Annotated in this window: 15 protein-coding genes; 11 read left to right on the top strand and 4 right to left on the bottom strand. The window is 59.6% G+C overall.

The window, feature by feature from the left end; genetic code table 11:
• Positions 1 to 4 precede the first annotated feature (4 nt).
• From A6U87_RS04850 to A6U87_RS04835, 4 genes are all read left to right on the top strand, one after another.
• Positions 5 to 1,888, top strand: coding sequence for an ABC-F family ATP-binding cassette domain-containing protein (locus tag A6U87_RS04850; protein ID WP_065690285.1), 1,884 nt, complete (start codon positions 5 to 7; stop codon positions 1,886 to 1,888).
• A gap of 129 nt (positions 1,889 to 2,017) precedes the next feature.
• Entirely contained in the window at positions 2,018 to 2,848 is an 831-nt protein-coding gene (locus tag A6U87_RS04845) for a polysaccharide deacetylase family protein (protein ID WP_065690045.1), read from the top strand.
• A 96-nt stretch (positions 2,849 to 2,944) separates the two neighbouring features.
• Positions 2,945 to 3,871 carry a Gfo/Idh/MocA family protein gene (locus A6U87_RS04840; RefSeq protein ID WP_065690044.1) on the top strand — a complete coding sequence of 309 codons (927 nt, stop codon included), beginning with the start codon at positions 2,945 to 2,947 and terminating at the stop codon, positions 3,869 to 3,871.
• 60 nt (positions 3,872 to 3,931) lie between these two features.
• Positions 3,932 to 4,477, top strand: a complete 546-nt coding sequence (locus A6U87_RS04835; RefSeq protein WP_065690043.1) for a GrpB family protein — start codon at positions 3,932 to 3,934, stop codon at positions 4,475 to 4,477.
• A gap of 1 nt (position 4,478) precedes the next feature.
• Here A6U87_RS04835 and A6U87_RS04830 read toward each other — a convergent pair whose 3' ends face one another.
• Together A6U87_RS04830 and A6U87_RS04825 are read right to left on the bottom strand one after the other, a co-directional pair.
• Positions 4,479 to 4,928 (bottom strand): DNA polymerase III subunit chi, encoded by a 450-nt coding sequence (locus A6U87_RS04830; RefSeq protein WP_065690042.1) that lies wholly within the window; start codon positions 4,926 to 4,928, stop codon positions 4,479 to 4,481.
• The gene (locus tag A6U87_RS04825) at positions 4,925 to 6,424 is read right to left on the bottom strand and encodes a leucyl aminopeptidase (RefSeq protein WP_065690041.1); all 1,500 of its coding nucleotides are present in this window, start codon (positions 6,422 to 6,424) and stop codon (positions 4,925 to 4,927) included. The genes A6U87_RS04830 and A6U87_RS04825 overlap by 4 nt, the downstream gene beginning before the upstream one ends.
• A gap of 231 nt (positions 6,425 to 6,655) precedes the next feature.
• Between A6U87_RS04825 and A6U87_RS04820 the strand changes: the two genes are divergently transcribed.
• From A6U87_RS04820 to rsmA, 7 genes are all read left to right on the top strand, one after another.
• Complete coding sequence (locus A6U87_RS04820; RefSeq protein WP_065690284.1) at positions 6,656 to 7,363, top strand: phosphatase PAP2 family protein; 708 nt, start codon at positions 6,656 to 6,658, stop codon at positions 7,361 to 7,363.
• Between the two features lie 101 nt (positions 7,364 to 7,464).
• Entirely contained in the window at positions 7,465 to 8,643 is a 1,179-nt protein-coding gene (locus A6U87_RS04815) for an LptF/LptG family permease (RefSeq protein WP_065690040.1), read from the top strand.
• Positions 8,640 to 9,728, top strand: coding sequence for an LPS export ABC transporter permease LptG (gene lptG / locus A6U87_RS04810; protein ID WP_065690039.1), 1,089 nt, complete (start codon positions 8,640 to 8,642; stop codon positions 9,726 to 9,728). Before A6U87_RS04815 ends, lptG begins: the two co-directional genes overlap by 4 nt.
• Positions 9,728 to 12,088, top strand: a complete 2,361-nt coding sequence (locus tag A6U87_RS04805; protein ID WP_065690038.1) for an LPS-assembly protein LptD — start codon at positions 9,728 to 9,730, stop codon at positions 12,086 to 12,088. The genes lptG and A6U87_RS04805 overlap by 1 nt, the downstream gene beginning before the upstream one ends.
• A gap of 181 nt (positions 12,089 to 12,269) precedes the next feature.
• The gene (locus A6U87_RS04800) at positions 12,270 to 13,223 is read left to right on the top strand and encodes a peptidylprolyl isomerase (RefSeq protein ID WP_065690037.1); all 954 of its coding nucleotides are present in this window, start codon (positions 12,270 to 12,272) and stop codon (positions 13,221 to 13,223) included.
• A 6-nt stretch (positions 13,224 to 13,229) separates the two neighbouring features.
• A complete protein-coding gene (pdxA, locus tag A6U87_RS04795; RefSeq protein WP_065690036.1) occupies positions 13,230 to 14,255 on the top strand; it encodes a 4-hydroxythreonine-4-phosphate dehydrogenase PdxA in 1,026 nt (341 codons plus the stop codon).
• Positions 14,255 to 15,082, top strand: coding sequence for a 16S rRNA (adenine(1518)-N(6)/adenine(1519)-N(6))-dimethyltransferase RsmA (gene rsmA / locus A6U87_RS04790; RefSeq protein ID WP_065690035.1), 828 nt, complete (start codon positions 14,255 to 14,257; stop codon positions 15,080 to 15,082). The genes pdxA and rsmA overlap by 1 nt, the downstream gene beginning before the upstream one ends.
• Positions 15,083 to 15,150: 68 nt before the next feature.
• Here rsmA and gmk read toward each other — a convergent pair whose 3' ends face one another.
• Together gmk and A6U87_RS04780 are read right to left on the bottom strand one after the other, a co-directional pair.
• A complete protein-coding gene (gmk, locus tag A6U87_RS04785; protein WP_065690034.1) occupies positions 15,151 to 15,816 on the bottom strand; it encodes a guanylate kinase in 666 nt (221 codons plus the stop codon).
• A 3-nt stretch (positions 15,817 to 15,819) separates the two neighbouring features.
• Positions 15,820 to 16,707 (bottom strand): YicC/YloC family endoribonuclease, encoded by an 888-nt coding sequence (locus tag A6U87_RS04780; RefSeq protein WP_065690033.1) that lies wholly within the window; start codon positions 16,705 to 16,707, stop codon positions 15,820 to 15,822.
• Positions 16,708 to 16,716: the final 9 nt, after the last annotated feature.

Raw genomic sequence — 16,716 nt, 5'->3', positions numbered from 1 at the left:
GAGCATGATCACGATTACCGATGTTTCCGCCCGTATTGCCGGCCGTCTGCTTCTGGACCACGCCAGCGTCTCACTGCCCGCCGGCACGAAGGCCGGGCTCGTGGGCCGCAATGGCGCCGGCAAGTCGACCCTGTTTCGCATCATAACCGGCGACCTTGGGGCGGAGACGGGTTCGATCTCCATCCCGAAGAACGCCAGGATCGGCCAGGTCGCCCAGGAAGCGCCGGGAACGGAAGATTCCCTGATCGAAATCGTTCTTGCCGCCGACAAGGAGCGGAGCGCACTCGTCAAGGAAGCGGAGACGGCTACCGATCCGCACCGGATTGCTGAAATCCAGATGCGTCTCGTCGATATCGACGCGCATTCGGCGGAAGCGCGCGCGGCAAGCATTCTGTCCGGCCTTGGCTTCAATCAGGAAGCGCAGGCGCGGCCGGCTTCGTCTTTTTCCGGCGGCTGGAGGATGCGTGTTGCACTCGCATCCGTGCTCTTCACCGAGCCTGATCTGCTGCTGCTCGACGAACCGACCAACTATCTCGACCTTGAAGGTACGCTCTGGCTCGAAGACTACGTGCGGCGCTACCCGCATACCGTCATCATCATCAGCCACGATCGCGACCTGCTGAACAACGCCGTCAATTCAATCGTCCATCTCGACCAGAAGAAGCTGACCTTCTACCGCGGCGGCTACGATCAGTTCGAACGGCAGAAGGCCGAAGCGGACGAATTGCAGACCAAGGCGAAAGCCAAGAACGAAGCGGCACGCAAGCATCTCCAGAGCTTCATCGACCGCTTCAAGGCCAAGGCTTCCAAGGCACGACAGGCACAAAGCCGCGTCAAGGCGCTGGAGCGCATGGGGACCGTAGCCTCGGTGATCGAGGATCACGTGCAGCCCATTACCTTTCCAGAGCCGGAGAAGCAGCCCGCCTCCCCGATCGTCGCCATCAGCGGCGGTGCGGTAGGCTATGAGCCGGGCAAGCCGATCCTGAAGAACCTCAATCTGCGCATCGACAACGACGATCGCATCGCCTTGCTCGGCTCTAACGGTAACGGCAAGTCTACCTTCGCCAAGTTCATCTCCGGTCGTCTCGAGGCAGAGGCTGGAGAGGTGAAGCTCGCGCCCAGCCTGAAGATCGGCTTTTTCGCCCAGCATCAGCTCGACGACCTCATCCCCGCCGAGTCGCCGGTGGAACATGTTCGCCGCCTGATGCCGGAGGCGCCGGAGGCCAAGGTTCGCGCCCGCGTTGCCCAGATGGGGCTTGCAACGGAAAAGATGTCGACGGCCGCCAAGGATCTGTCGGGCGGCGAGAAGGCACGCCTCCTCATGGGTCTCGCGGCGTTTCACGCGCCGAACCTGCTCATTCTAGACGAACCGACCAACCACCTCGATATCGACAGCCGCCGTGCGCTCATCGAGGCGCTGAACGACTATGAAGGCGCCGTTATCCTGATCTCGCATGATCGACATCTGATCGAGGCGACGGTCGACCGACTCTGGCTGGTCAACAACGGCACGGTCACGACCTTCGAAGGTGACATGGATGAGTATCGCGATCTCGTGGTCTCCTCCGGCAAGAAGAAGGACGAGAAGCCACAGATCGTTGAAGAAGCCGCCTCGAAGGCCGATCAGCGCAAGCTGAATGCCGACAGGCGCGCCTCGCTTGCGCCGCTCAAGAAAAAGATCAACGAAATCGAATCCTTGACGGGCAAGCTGGAGAAACTGATTCAGGGACTTGATGCGGAACTTGCAGACCCCGTGCTTTACGAAAAGGCGCCGGCAAAGGCCGCAGAAAAGGCAAAGCAGCGTGGCGAAGCCGCCGCGAAGCTCGCCGCGGCAGAAGAACAGTGGCTGGAGCTGTCGTCCGAGTACGAAGAGGCTATGGCAGGATAGTCACACCGCCTGATGGAGCATCGCGAATTTGGCATTCGTCAACGCTTTCCCCGGCGATTGAAACCGATCGTTAACCATAATCCGAAAGGTTGTTTCAACATTCATTACTGATTTGTTGAGCCAACTTTCATGCATCGCTTCACCATCTATTCCGGCCTCCTTCTCTGTGCCGCCCTCGCCGGCTGCCAAACGGCAAAACAGCCTGCCCCGGACACGACGATCAAGACCTCATCGATTGTCGCGCCGGAAGGCAAACAGACTGCCGCCGACGGCGACGCAGCAACGCCTGCGGCGCGCGGTGCCAGCAAGCACAATCTGGCCGGCCGGACGCTGACCATTTCGTCGATCCACGAACTGCGGTTGCAGGACAAGGAAGTGGTGCTGAGCTTCGACGACGGCCCGATTCCCGGCCGGACGGACCGCGTGCTTGCGACGCTCGACCAATTCGGCGTCAAGGGCGCCTTCATGATGGTCGGCGAGATGGCCGAACTGCACCCGGCGCTTGCGCGCAAGGTGGCCCTGGATGGCAATGCGATCGGCAGCCACACCTACAAGCACCAGGATCTGGCCACGCTGAGCTTCGACGCGGCAATGGCCGAGGTAACCCGCGGCGAAGCTGCGGTGACGAAGGCGACCGGCGTCGACGTCAACTTCTTCCGCTTCCCCTACCTCGCCGACACCAGGAAGTTGCGCTCTGCCGTTGCGATGCGTGAAATGGTCGTGATGGACGTGGATGTCGACAGCAAGGATTACTTCAACACTTCGCCAGCTGCGGTGACGAAGCGAACGATGGACCTTCTGCACAAGCGTGGACGTGGTATCATTCTGATGCACGACATCCACAACCGCACGGCAACGATGCTGCCGACGCTGCTGTCGAAGCTCGAAGCGGAAGGCTACAAGGTGGTAACGCTGAAGTTCAGGAAGCCTGCAGCACCTGCGGAACTCGCTTCGCTCTAATGCGGATGCCGGCGCTTGCCCGCCGGCTTCTTTCTGATAAAACAGGCTCAAAATAAATCATACTTTTGACCGAAACACCGAACGCGAGCCACAAGCATGTCACCTATCAACCTCGCCATCGTCGGCGTCGGCAAGATCGTCCGCGACCAGCACCTCCCCTCCATCGCCGAGAATCCGGATTTCAACCTGATCGCGACGGCAAGCCGTCACGGCACTGTGGACGGTGTCCAGAGCTTCACCACGATCGAAGCGATGCTGGAAGCCGTGCCTGAGATCAACGCCGTGTCTCTCTGCATGCCGCCGCAGTATCGCTACGACGCAGCCCACAAGGCGCTGTCGGCAGGCAAGCACGTTTTCCTCGAAAAGCCTCCGGGTGCGACCCTCAGCGAAGTTGCCGACCTCGAAAGCCTCGCGGCTGCCAAGGGCGTCTCGCTGTTTGCCAGCTGGCATTCGCGCTACGCCGCTGCCGTCGAGGCTGCAAAGTCCTTCCTGGCATCGACTACCATCAACAGCGTGCACGTCATCTGGAAGGAAGACGTTCGCCACTGGCATCCGAATCAGGACTGGATCTGGCAGGCTGGCGGCCTCGGCGTTTTCGATCCCGGTATCAATGCGCTGTCGATCGTCACGCATATCTTGCCCAAGGCTCTCTTCCTGACCAGCGCCACGCTGGAGTTCCCCGAGAACCGGGACGCGCCGATCGCGGCTGACCTCTACTTCAAGAACGCCGACAACGTACCGGCACGCGCTGAGTTCGACTGGCGGCAGACGGGCAAGCAGAGCTGGGACATTATCGCTGAAACGGCAGCAGGCCAGATGGTTCTCGCCGAGGGCGGTTCCAAGCTTTCCGTCAACGGCGAACTGAAGTTCTCGGCGCCGGAAGAAGAGTATCCCAGCCTCTACCGCCGTTTCGCTGAAATCATCAAGGCAGGCGAATCCGACGTCGATCTGGCGCCGCTGCGCCATGTCGCCGATGCCTTCATGCTCGGCAAGCGCAAGTTCGTCGAAGCCTTCCACGATTGATGCCAAAATGCCGAACCTCGTGATACGGTGACATGGTCACAGGTATCGCGGAGGTTCGGCATGCGGGATGATGCATCTTTCGGCCTTGGTCTGCAGCAGACAAAGGTTTCACTGGTAGAACCCAACGCCCTGTGGGAGCGTGCCTACGCCCACGAAGCGGCCGCGATACGCGACGCCCTCGGAGACATGGCGATCGATATCCAGCATGTCGGCAGCACTGCCATTCCCGGGATCAAGGCCAAGCCGATCATCGATATTCTCGTGGGCATCAAGCATTTCGACGACGGGCCGCTTTGCATCGGCCCGATGGAAAAGATCGGCTACGAGTACGCCGGTAGCGACATCGTACCGGACGATCATATTTTTGGCCGCGGAAACGCCAGTGATAGTCGCACCCACCTCGTCCACGTCGTCGAGCACCTCGGCAACAACTGGAACCGAATGCTCGTCTTTCGCGATGCCCTGCGCAACGATGCCGGACTTGCCCGGGCCTACGAACAGCTCAAAGTCGGCCTCGCCGGCGAGCACGCCGAAAGCCGCGCGGCCTACACGAAGGCGAAAGGCGAGTTCATCGACGCCGTCCTGGTCAAGGCCGGCGTGAGCTAGCTTAGGCCTTCTTCTCCCAACGGCCTTCGGGCGTCTGCTGCCAATAGGTGAGAGTGTGCCCCTCGCCTTTCAGCTTCTTCCACTGCGCCCTGGCGCCTTCAAGCTGCTCCAGATCATAGCCGTCGAACATGAAAACGATCCGCTGATAGGCATCGACGGACGGCGGTTCCGCGCCGTCGACCACGAAGCGCACCGTCGCCGCATTGCTGTTTTCCGTGGTCACCGTGAGAAGAACCGGTTGCTGATCTGCGAGATCGGCTTCGTCGGTCCCGTGCGGCAGGAAGCTGTCTTCACGAAACGTCCAGAGATGCTGATCAAGCAAGTCACGGCGGGCGGCATCCTTGAGCTGGACGCAAACGCGCCAGCCACGCTCGACACTCTTGTCGAGCAATGGCGGCAGCGCGTCCTCCAGCTTGGATTCCGTCAGATGGTAAAACAGGACTTCCGTCATGATTCGTAGTGAGCGCGCACGAGCTCATCGAGCAGGCGCACGCCGAAACCGGATCCCCATGACTGATTGATCTCATCCTGCGGCGAGCCCATGGCCGTGCCGGCGATATCGAGGTGCGCCCAGGGTGTCTCCTGCACAAAGCGCTTCAGGAAGTGCGCGGCGGTGATCGATCCTGCATAGCGACCGCCGGTGTTCTTCATATCGGCGAACTTGCTGTCGATCATCTTGTCGTATTCCTTGCCCAGCGGCATGCGCCACAGCTTCTCGCGGGTGGCAAGGCCGGCCGCTGTCAGCTGTTCCGACAACTGGTCGTCATTCGAAAACAGGCCGGCGTGCACGCTTCCAAGCGCAACCATGATCGCGCCGGTCAGCGTCGCCAGATTGATCATGAACTTCGGCTTGAAACGATCGTTGCAGTACCAGAGGGCATCGCAGAGCACGAGGCGGCCTTCGGCATCCGTGTTGATCACCTCGATCGTCTGGCCGGACATCGACGTCACGATGTCGCCAGGACGCTGGGCGTTGCCGTCAGGCATGTTTTCCACGAGGCCGATGATGCCGACGACATTCGCCGCGGCTTTGCGGGCGGCCAGCACATACATCAGACCCGTAACCGCAGCCGCGCCGCCCATGTCACCTTTCATCTCCTCCATGCCGGCTGCCGGCTTGATGGAAATGCCGCCAGTGTCGAACACGACGCCCTTGCCGATGAAGGCCACAGGGCTCTCGCCGCTCTTGCCGCCCTTCCATTGCATGATGGCAAGGCGCGGCGGACGCACGGAGCCTTGAGCCACGCCGAGCAGAGCGCCCATGCCAAGCTTCTGCATTTCCTTCTCGGTGAGGATTTCGACCTCGACACCGAGCTTTTCGAGCTCCTTGGCCTTTGCTGCAAATTCGACCGGGCCGAGAACGTTCGGTGGCTCGTTGACGAGGTCACGGGCGAGATTGACGCCATCGGCAACACTCTGCGCGACCTTGAACGCCTTGGCCGCCTCGCTTGCATTCGCAGTGACGATGGTGACCTTGACGACGCTGTTGCCGCTCTTGCCGTTATTTTCCTCGTCGTTCTTCTTGGTCTTGTAGGTGTCGAAGCTATAGCCACGCAGGAGCATGCCGAGCGCGAAATCCGCGACCGCGGAGGCGCCGACATCGACGCCCGGTGCATCAACAAATATCGCAACCTTGGTTGCATTCTTGAGCTTAGATGCGGCCGTCCCGCCGGCCTTCAGCCAATCATGCGCAGTCAGTTGCTGGGCTTTGCCGAGGCCAATAGCGAAGATGCGCTCGGCGGCGGAATCCGCTGGAGCAACGATGTCGAGAACGCTCATGGATTTGGCGGCGAACCCGGCAACCTTGGCGGCTTTTGCAATCTGGCCGGACGGATCCACCGCCTGCGCGCCCGCTGCTAGGTCCGCGTCGCTCGCCTTCAGCACGATAGCGTAGCCACCAGCGAGATCCGCTGATTTGTCGAATGATATCTCGAACTTTACTGACATGTCTTCTCCAGTGGGATTGTTGAAAATCCTCTGCTACACTCATTCCGGGTTTTATATCCCGACACAAGCCTTTGCATCAGGCTCACGACCTGGGAGACGTAAATTCTCGTCAAACAGGTGTCATTGCGAGCCGTTATTCATCGACCGAATTCATCCGCCAAGGATCGGGCATTGAACTACGCATTGAGAGCATTAAAGTCGCAGGCATTCAGACGCAATCGCGCGACAGACATCTTCGTTGGGCTTCTGGCGCTGTGGTGGGTCCTCCTTGTCATCTTCAGCCTTTTTCCACAGATCGACTACGAGATTTCCGCACATTTTTTTGTTCGTGAGGTTTGTGGCCTTGGCGCTCATCCGAACCAAAACTGCGGCCATTTCCCCTATCGGGAAGACTACTACCTACAGCTGCTTCGGGCGTTCTGTCTTTGGCTTCCCTATGTGGTGGCCCCAATACTGCTATGGAAACTGCTGGAATGCTATGGCCAGTACGGAACGACCTTCGATGCCAGGCGCGCTCGTGAATTGAAGATCGCGCTCGGCTCCCTTATCGTGGGGCCGATATTGCTCGTGAATGGGCTGCTCAAGGAGCATTGGGGTCGGCCACGGCCGCTAGCGACATTGGATTTCGGTGGCGCTCTCGACTTCGTCCGCGCCGGATCGATGGCCGGCAAATGCGCTTCCAACTGTTCCTTCGTGTCGGGTGAGGCTGCCGCTGCCGGCTGGTTGCTCTGTCTGATCATCCTTGTGCGCCCACCCTTCCGGGTGGCCGTCTTCCTGCCACTTGCGGCTATCTCGCTTCTGGCGCCGGCGATGCGCCTTGCCTTCGGCGCGCACTATCTTTCGGATGTCGTTCTCGGCTGGCTTTCATCGCTCGTCATTTTCGCGGGTCTGTTCGCGCTAGCCGATTCGCCACAGGTCGAAAAAAAATCTGAAATTTGAATGAATTTTCGACGTCCCCTTGTCGCAAATGCGAACCAAAGAGCGTAGATGGTTTTCGCTGCGGAGCGGCATCACTTCGCAAACAGCGTTCAAGGGCGTGCATGAAACTGCTTGAAACATATATATTGCGGCGCGTCGGCCAGATGTTTCTGGTGGCCTTGTTGCCTGTGCTCGCGATCATATGGACGACTCAGGTGCTGCAGCGCGTCAACCTGGTGACGGATAGCGGCCAGTCGATGGGTTCGTTCGCGAAGCTCGCAACGCTGATCCTGCCGTCTATCATCCCCGTCGTCCTGCCGTTTGCGCTCGTCATCGGCGTCACTCAAACGCTGACGACGATGAACAACGACTCCGAGCTTGCTGTGATCGACGCGGCCGGCGCCAAGCGGAGTGTGATTCTCCGACCGATTCTTATCCTGGCCGCCGTCATCAGTGTTTTCTCCTTCCTGGTCGACAATGTCGTTGAGCCGAAGGCGAAAACAGGCGCGCGTCAGATGATCGCGGCCGCTTACGCGGATCTGCTGTCCAGCGTCATCGAAGAGAAGAATTTCCGACGCATCGATTCCGGCCTTTACGTCCAGATTTCGGAGCGCCTCGCCGGGCGCGTCCTGAAGGGGCTGTTCGTGGTGGACGAACGCGACCCTTCCTTTGAGCTGATCTACTATGCACGCGAGGGCGCCGTGGATGAAAAAGGCACCTCGCTGATCATGCATGATGGCGAAGTGCACCGGAAAACGCCGAATGGCGAAGTCTCGGTCATTCGATTCGATTCATATTCCTTCGACCTATCCGACCTGACGCAGAACCGTGGTCAGGCGACCCTGCGCGCGTCCGACCGCGAACTGCCGTTCCTGTTCAATCCAGATACCACCGACAAGGACTATATCGCGCGACCGGGAAGCTATGTCGCCGAATTGCACCGGCGCCTGACCGACTGGCTCCTGCCGATGGTTTTCACACTGGTATCGCTGGCCATCGCGGGTGATGCCCGATCGCACCGCGAGGCGCGGCTGCATCCGATGGTTTCCGCGCTGATTCTCGCCTTTGCCTTGCGCTGGGCGACCTTCTACGCAGCCAACCAGATCGACACCAAGCCGGTCTATATCGGCATTCTCTATGCGATCCCTGCCGTGGTCAGCTTGCTCGCTATCATTTCGCTGGCGAGCCACAAGCGGCTTTCGCTTCTGGCTGCGATCAGCGACCGGACGGCCGCGCTATGGGGCAAGCTACGTCAACGCTTCCCCAACTCCGCCGGACCATCGACGGGAGGCGGCGCATGATTTTCGGAACGCTCGGGCGCTACTTCTTCCGTCGCTATCTGACAACGACCATCTGGTTCTTTCTCGGCGTGACCGGGATCGTCTTCATGGTCGATTTCAGCGAGACAGCCGGTCGCATGTCGAATCTGCCGGGCTACACCGTGACCGGCGGCCTACTGATGACGGCTGTGCGCCTGCCACTCATCCTGCAGCAGACGGTTCCCTTCGTCGCCCTTTTCGTCGGCATGACCGTCCTCATCGGCCTTAACCGCAAATACGAGCTTGTCGTCACGCGAGCAGCCGGCATTTCGGTTTGGCAGTTCATGTCGCCATTCGTTGGCGGCGCCTTCCTGCTCGGCTTGCTTGTGATGGCCGCTCTCAATCCACTCGCGGCATGGGGACAGCGTCAGGCCGCGCTTGTGGAAAGCAATTGGCGGGGAGATACCGGCTCGAGCAACACCGTCCCGCAGGTTCCATGGATTCGTCAGATCAGTGGACGGGACGACGTTGTCATCGGCGCGCACAAGGTTCTGGAAGACGGCACCCTGCTCGTCGATGCCGTCCTGATACACTTTGATTCGACCGGCCACATCATTCTGAGACAGGATGCGGCATCGGCAAAGTTGAAGGATGGTTACTGGCTTCTTAAGACGGTTGTGGAGCGTCGCCCCGGCGAGATCGCTGCCCGTAAGGACGAGGTGCGAGTCCGCACCAATTTGAAACAGGACTTCGTGCAACAGAGGCTTACAGCCCCTGAAACTATTGCATTTTTTGATCTACCAAACCGTATTCGAGCAGCGAAATCCTTCGGGATTCCGACCAAGGCGCTCGAAACCCAGTTTCACTCATTGTTGTCTCAACCGCTGTTGCTCGTGGCGATGACTCTCATTGCTGCAACAGTGTCCCTAAAATTTAGCCGGTTCAACCAATCGAGGTCTGTGATTCTAGGTGGAATCCTTTCGGGCTTCGTGCTTTATGTGGTCACCGTGCTTGTAAAAGCATTCGGAAGCAGTGGGGTTGTCCCGCCTTTCGTGGCAACGTGGATTCCGGTCACCGTTGCCTTGGCTTTGGGTGCAACAATTCTGCTTCATCAGGAGGACGGCTAGTGGCGGCAGGCGACCGCAAGAGTTTCAGTAAGCAGCTGGTTGCCCTGTTGGCAGGCGTAGCCCTGTGCAGCTTTCCAGGCGGCATCCCAATTGCATTCGCACAGGACGCTATACAAAGCGTAAAGCCCAACATTCCGAAAGAAGCGAAAATGCTGCTTTCGGCCAACGAGCTCATTTATAACAAAGACGCAGAGATTGTTTCTGCGGTAGGCGGCGTGCAGATCAACTACGCCGGCTACAAGATGGTCTCGCAGCGCGTCGAGTACAATCAGAAGACCGGCCGGTTGATGGCGCTCGGCAATGTCGAGCTCATCAGCCCCGACGGCAATCGCATGTATGCCGACAAGCTGGATGTGACCGACGACTTCGCGAACGGATTCATCAATTCGTTGCGAATCGAGACGGCCGATAACACGCGTCTGGTTGCCGAGAGCGGCGAACGCGTCGCCGGCACGCAGATGATCCTGCACAAGGGCGTCTACACGGCCTGTTTGCCTTGCGCCGAAAACCCGCAAAAGCCGCCATTCTGGCAGGTGAAGGCGGAGCGCGTCATTCAGAACGGCGAAAAGCACACGATTCGCCTCGAGAAGGCTCGCTTCGAGCTTCTGGGGCATCCGATCGCTTATGTTCCGTGGCTGGAAGTTCCCGACAATACAGTGAAGCGGAAGTCCGGCTTCCTCTTCCCGAGCTTCAGCACGTCACAGAATCTCGGCTTCGGCCTGTCGGTTCCCTATTACTACGTCATTTCGCCCAGCATGGACGCAACGGTGACCGGAACCGGCTATACGACCCAGGGCTTCCTGCTCGACGCCGAATTCCGCCAGCGTTTCGAAAACGGCACGCATACATTGCGCATGGCCGGGATCGACCAGATGAGCCCCGAGCAGTTCACGCCGGGCACAAGCGATGCGGAGAAGGATTTCCGTGGCCTCGTGGCCTCGCAGGCTCAGTTCAAGATCAATCCGCGGTGGACGTTCGGTTGGGATGTCATGCTGCAGAGCGACAACAACTTCGCGCGCACCTACGAACTCAAGGGTCTGAACCAGAGCACGCACACCAACCAAGTCTATTTGACCGGTCTTGGAAAGCGAAACTACTTCGATCTGCGCTCGTTCTACTACGACGTTCAGGACGCCGATCCGTCCAACACGGCTGAAAAGCAGCAGGCGATCGTCTATCCGGTGATGGACTATCACTTCGTGGCGCCGCAGCCGCTTGCCGGAGGCGAGCTTTCCGCCGACGTCAACTTCACGAATATTTCGCGAACGCACGACGACTTCTATGAAGTGGACGGCTTCGATCGGTTCCGTGGTCTCCAGGGACAGACGTCTCGACTGACCGGTGAGCTGCAGTGGAAGCGTACGTTCGTGACGCCGGCCGGCGTTCTGATCACGCCGCTTCTGGCGGCGCGCGGCGATGCCTTTGCCTTGAATATGGATAATCCAAATTCAAACACGCAGGGCTTCACCTACGACGGCGATTACGACAACAACAACAGCGCTACGCGCTCGATGTTCACCGCTGGATTGGAGATGCGCTATCCGATCCTTGCAACGACAGACAACAGTACGCACGTGTTCGAACCGATCATGCAGATCTATGCACGACCGAACGAACAGCTGGCAGGTGGGTTGCCGAACGAGGATTCGCAGAGCTTCGTGTTCGATGCGACCAACCTTTTCGAACGCGACAAGTTTTCCGGCTATGACCGCATCGAAGGCGGTACGCGGGCCAATGTCGGCTTCCAGTACACCGGTACGTTCGATAACGGCTACAAGCTGCACGGCATCTTCGGCCAGTCCTATCAGCTCGCCGGCGACAACTCGTTTGCTAGCCCAGACCTCGTCAATGTCGGCGCGAATTCTGGCCTCCAGGACAGCGTCTCCGACTATGTAGGTCTCGGTGGCATCGAGACGCCGCAGGGCTTTGCCTTTGCTGCGTCCTATCGCCTGGACCGCGACGATCTGGAATTGCGTCGTGGCGACCTGACGGCCGGCTTCCAGACCGACGCGTTCCAGAGCCAGCTGCTCTATACGCACGTGTCTGCGCAGCCTGAGTATGGCTTCAATTCGGACAACGACGAAATCCAGACGAAGGCAACGGTCAAGTTCAAGGACTACTGGTCGATCTTCGGTGGCATCGCTTATGACTTGAACAACAACGTCGTGAGCAGAAAGATGGTCGGACTGTCTTACGAAGACGAATGCACGATCTTCACGATCGCCTACTCGGACAAGCGAGACGTCAGCGACGAGTCGGCCAGCGACTGGACGATTGGCGCGAGGTTGACCTTCCGTACGCTCGGCGATCTCAACATCGGCGACGTCACGGATCCTAACAAGAACATCTACAACAACTAAGATCCTCAACAGCGGCGGAAGAAAGGGAGCCTTTCTTTCGCCGTATGGCTGTGCAGGACATTGTCGCCGGTCGACATCTGAGGCATACGCTGAACGCTCCGAGAGCAGCAATGCCCGTTTGTCTTGATAAATTAGGAGCGCCGCAATACGAACGTGCGGCGTCAATGGGAAGGGTCGATAGATGATTGGCGCCAGGAAAACCGTAACAACGATGCTCGCCGGCATGGCTTTCGCGCTGCTGACGAGCTTGGTCGTGCCACAGACCGGAACGGCCTTTGCCGCTAGTGAGGTCCGCGTGGTCGTCAATGGTACGGCAATTACCAGCGGTGACGTTGCCAAGCGCCAAGCCTTCCTTCGCCTGCAGCATCAGAAGGCCGATGCAAAATCCGCTGAAGATCAGCTGGTCGAACAGACCCTGAAACAGCAGGAAATCTCGCGCGTGCGCATGTCGGTCTCCAAAGACGATGTCGATGCCTCGTTTGCGCGCTTCGCCACCGGCAACAAGCTCACAACAGCTCAGATGACGCAGATCCTCGAGCAGGCAGGTGTCGGCGTCGCCCATTTCAAGGCTTTCATTGCCGTGCAGATGAGCTGGCCTCGTCTGGTCAACGCTCGCTATGGCAACAGCAGCAAGATGTCGAATGCCGACCTCGTTGCCCGGATGATGCAGAACAACAAGCAGAAGCCGGAAACCACCGAGTATATTCTTCAGCAGATGATCTTCGTCGTGCCGGCGAACAAGAAGGGCATTGTTGGCAAGCGTAAGGGCGAAGCCGAAGCGTCACGCTCGAAGTATCCCGGATGCGACCAAGCCAAGGTTTTTGCAGCCACCATGCGTGACGTCTCCGTGCGTGACCTCGGACGTATCCTCGCTCCTGAGCTTCCGCCGGAGTGGAAGCCGCTTATCGAGCAGGCCAAGGGTAATACGACGGCAACCCGGGTTACGGACAAGGGCGTAGAATACCTTGCCATCTGCAGCCAGCGTCAGGTTTCCGACGACCAGGCCGCCGAGATGGTCTTCCGCGAAGAAGACCTCGACAAGGCAAAGTCAGGCAAGGAAGCCCCTCCGGAAAATGCCAACGCGACGAAGTATCTCGAAGAACTGCGCAAGAAGGCGCAGATCCTGCGTCCCTGAGCCATCATGACCAATCCTTTTTCCCGCCCGCTTGCGCTTAGCCAGGGCGATCCCGCCGGGATCGGCCCTGACATCACCCTCATGGCCTGGCGTCAGCGGCGGGAGCTCGGTCTTCCGCCTTTTGTCTTCATCGGCGACCCCAACGTGCTGGCCACCCGCGCACGGCTGCTGGATCTGAGCGTATCCATTCGCGAAACCGATTGCGCCGGGGCGGCCGCGCTATTTGCCGAAGCCCTGCCCGTCCTGCCCATCACGGCAGGTGTCGAGGTTGCACCGGGCGAACCGCATGTTGCCACCGCCAAGGGCACCATTGCTGCGATCGAGACAGCGGTTTCGCTGACGATCGCCGGCGAGGCGCTCGGTGTCGTTACCAACCCGATCTCCAAGGCCGTTCTTTATGAAGCCGGGTTCCGTTTTCCGGGACACACGGAATTTCTTGCCGATCTGGCAGCGCGGGCTAAGGGGCTTCCAGTCACCCCAGTCATGATGCTTGCGGGGCCGAAGCTCCGCGCCATACCTGTTACAATACACATTCCAATCAAGGACGTGCCCCAGGCACTTACTACTGAACTGATCATCGAAACCTGCCGCATCGCCAACAACGACTTGCAGCAACGGTTCGGTATCGAGAGGCCACGCCTTGCGGTCGCGGGCCTGAACCCGCATGCCGGGGAGAACGGTGCCATCGGCAAGGAGGATGATGCGATCATTCTCCCCGCCATTCAGTTCCTGAGGTCGGAAGGCATCGATGCGATCGGCCCCTTGCCGGCGGATACGATGTTCCATGACGAGGCGCGCGCACGATATGATGTCGCGATCTGCATGTATCATGACCAGGCGCTTATCCCGGCGAAAGCACTCGGTTTCGACGATTCGGTGAATGTCACGCTGGGACTACCCTTCGTGCGGACCTCGCCCGACCATGGCACCGCCTTCGGCATAGCCGGCAAGGGTGTCGCCAGGGAAACCAGCCTCGTTGCCGCCATGAAGCTTGCCGCGCATCTCGGCCGTACAGCCGCCGGCGCTCGCTGATGGCAGCTCTCGATGGACTGCCGCCGCTCCGCGACGTCATTCAGCGCCACGGCCTTGATGCCCGTAAGGCGCTTGGCCAGAACTTCCTGCTTGATCTGAACCTGACGCAGAAAGTTGCGCGCACGGCTGGCTCGCTTGAGGACGTGACTGTTTTCGAGGTCGGCCCAGGCCCGGGTGGATTGACGCGCGCCATCCTTGCGCTCGGCGCCAAGAAGGTCATTGCCGTCGAACGCGACGCTCGCTGCCTGCCCGCCCTTGCGGAGATCGGAGCCCACTATCCGGGACGTCTCGAGGTTATCGAGGGCGATGCCCTGAAAACGGACTTCGAGGCGCTTGCCGACAGACGACCGGTCAAAATCATAGCGAACCTGCCCTACAACGTCGGAACGCAGCTGCTCGTCAACTGGCTGCTGCCAAAGCAATGGCCGCCGTTCTGGCAATCGCTGACGCTGATGTTCCAGAAGGAAGTCGGACAACGCATCGTCGCGGAGAATGATGACGATCACTATGGTCGGCTAGGTGTGCTTTGCGGCTGGCGTACGAACGCAAGCATGGCATTCGACATATCACCGCAGGCATTCACCCCTCCGCCCAAGGTAACGTCCACCGTGGTGCATTTAACGCCGAAGGAGCATCCTATCCCCTGCTCCGTCGCCAATCTGGAGAAGGTGACACACGCAGCCTTCGGTCAGCGCCGCAAGATGTTGAGGCAGAGCCTCAAGTCGCTCGGTGGAGAAACTCTTCTCAGCAAGGCCGAGATCGATTCCTCCCGGCGCGCGGAGACCCTGTCCGTCGAAGAGTTCGTACGGCTGGCAAACTGCCTCTAGGAAAGCCTGACTGACGACCTCGCCGCCGCGGACACTCGCCCGCGGCGTTCAGGCAATCAGTGGACCGATCAGAGCTTCGGTTCTTCCGTCAGCAGACCATTGACGAAGTCGAACAGGCCGTGACGTCGATCGCGACGGACGCGCTCGGCATTGACGATGCAGCTCACATTGCGGAACGCCTCGTCGAGATCGTCGTTGACGATGACGTAATCGTATTCGCGCCAGCGCTCGATCTCGGCTCGGGAGTTCAGCAGGCGTGTGCGGATGACTTCCTCCGAATCCTCGGCGCGGCGATGCAGACGCGACTGGAGTTCCGTCATGGTCGGCGGCAGCACGAAAATCGAGACGATATCCGCCTTCATCTTCTCCTGAAGCTGCAGGGCGCCCTGCCAGTCGATGTCGAACAGCATGTCACGGCCTTCGGCCATCGCGGCTTCAACAGGTTCGCGCGGCGTGCCGTAGAAGTTGCCGTGTACTTCGGCCCATTCCAGCAGGTCGCCCGCGTCGCGCATTCTCTCGAACTGCGGCACCGTAATAAAGTGATAGTGCTTTCCGGCGATTTCGCTCGGACGCTTTGCTCTCGTCGTAACACTGACGGAGATCTCAAGGCTGTGATCGTCTCGCAGCAGATTGCCGGCAATCGTCGACTTTCCGGCACCTGACGGAGAGGAAAGGACAAGCATCAACCCGCGGCGGGCGATCGTGGCAGGCTTACTCAACTGTGCCGGGCTCATGGCTCACTCCAAATTCTGAACCTGCTCGCGAAACTGGTCGATGACCACCTTCAGCTCGATACCGGCAGCGGTGACCGCCGACGCATTCGATTTGGAGCAGATCGTATTCGATTCGCGGTTAAATTCCTGTGCAAGGAAATCGAGCTTTCGCCCGACCGGACCACCCTTGGCGAGCAGCTCGCGGGCTGCCGCCACATGTGCGTTCAGGCGATCAACCTCTTCGCGCAAGTCGGCCTTTGTCGCAAGCAGGGCCGCCTCGGCGTACAGCCTATCCTCGTCGAACTTTCCAGCACCGTCCATCAGCATGGCGACCTGTGCGGAAAGCCGGGCTGCGATCTCGCGGGGCGATCTCGAAGGATCGCGCTCGATCGCCAGCGTCAGGCCTTCGATCGTAGAGACGTGGTCCAGCAGAATGCGCGACAACGCCTTACCCTCGACTTCGCGCATGGAGCGCAGATCGGACAACGCGGCTGAGAGCCCTGCGGTAATCTCGGCGTCACGGGCAGCGATTGCCTCTTCGCTATCTTCCGTCTCACGAAATTCGATAATGCCCTTGATGGACAACAGCGTATCGAGCTGCAGAGGCACTGGGTCGATGATGCCGCCGAGCTGATCACGCAGAGCAAGAACGGCAGCCAGCGCCTCCTGGTTCAGCACCATTTCGAAGCGGTTTTCGCCGGCAGAGACCGACAACGACACCTGCATGTTGCCGCGGCTGAAGTGTTCGCCTGCAATCCGGCGGACGTCGTTTTCCATGCGCTCCAGACCGGGCGGCAAACGCAGCCGAACATCCAGCCCCTTGCCGTTGACGGAACGCAGCTCCCATGCCCAGCGCCAGCGGCCGCTGGTCCCCTCACGCCGCGCAAAACCGGTCATGGACTGCAAAGCCATGCGCGCCTC

The sequence above is a fragment of the Rhizobium sp. AC44/96 genome, assembly GCF_001692185.1.
In the GTDB taxonomy this organism is placed as follows: domain Bacteria; phylum Pseudomonadota; class Alphaproteobacteria; order Rhizobiales; family Rhizobiaceae; genus Rhizobium.
This window is presented reverse-complemented; position numbering and strand designations above follow the sequence as displayed.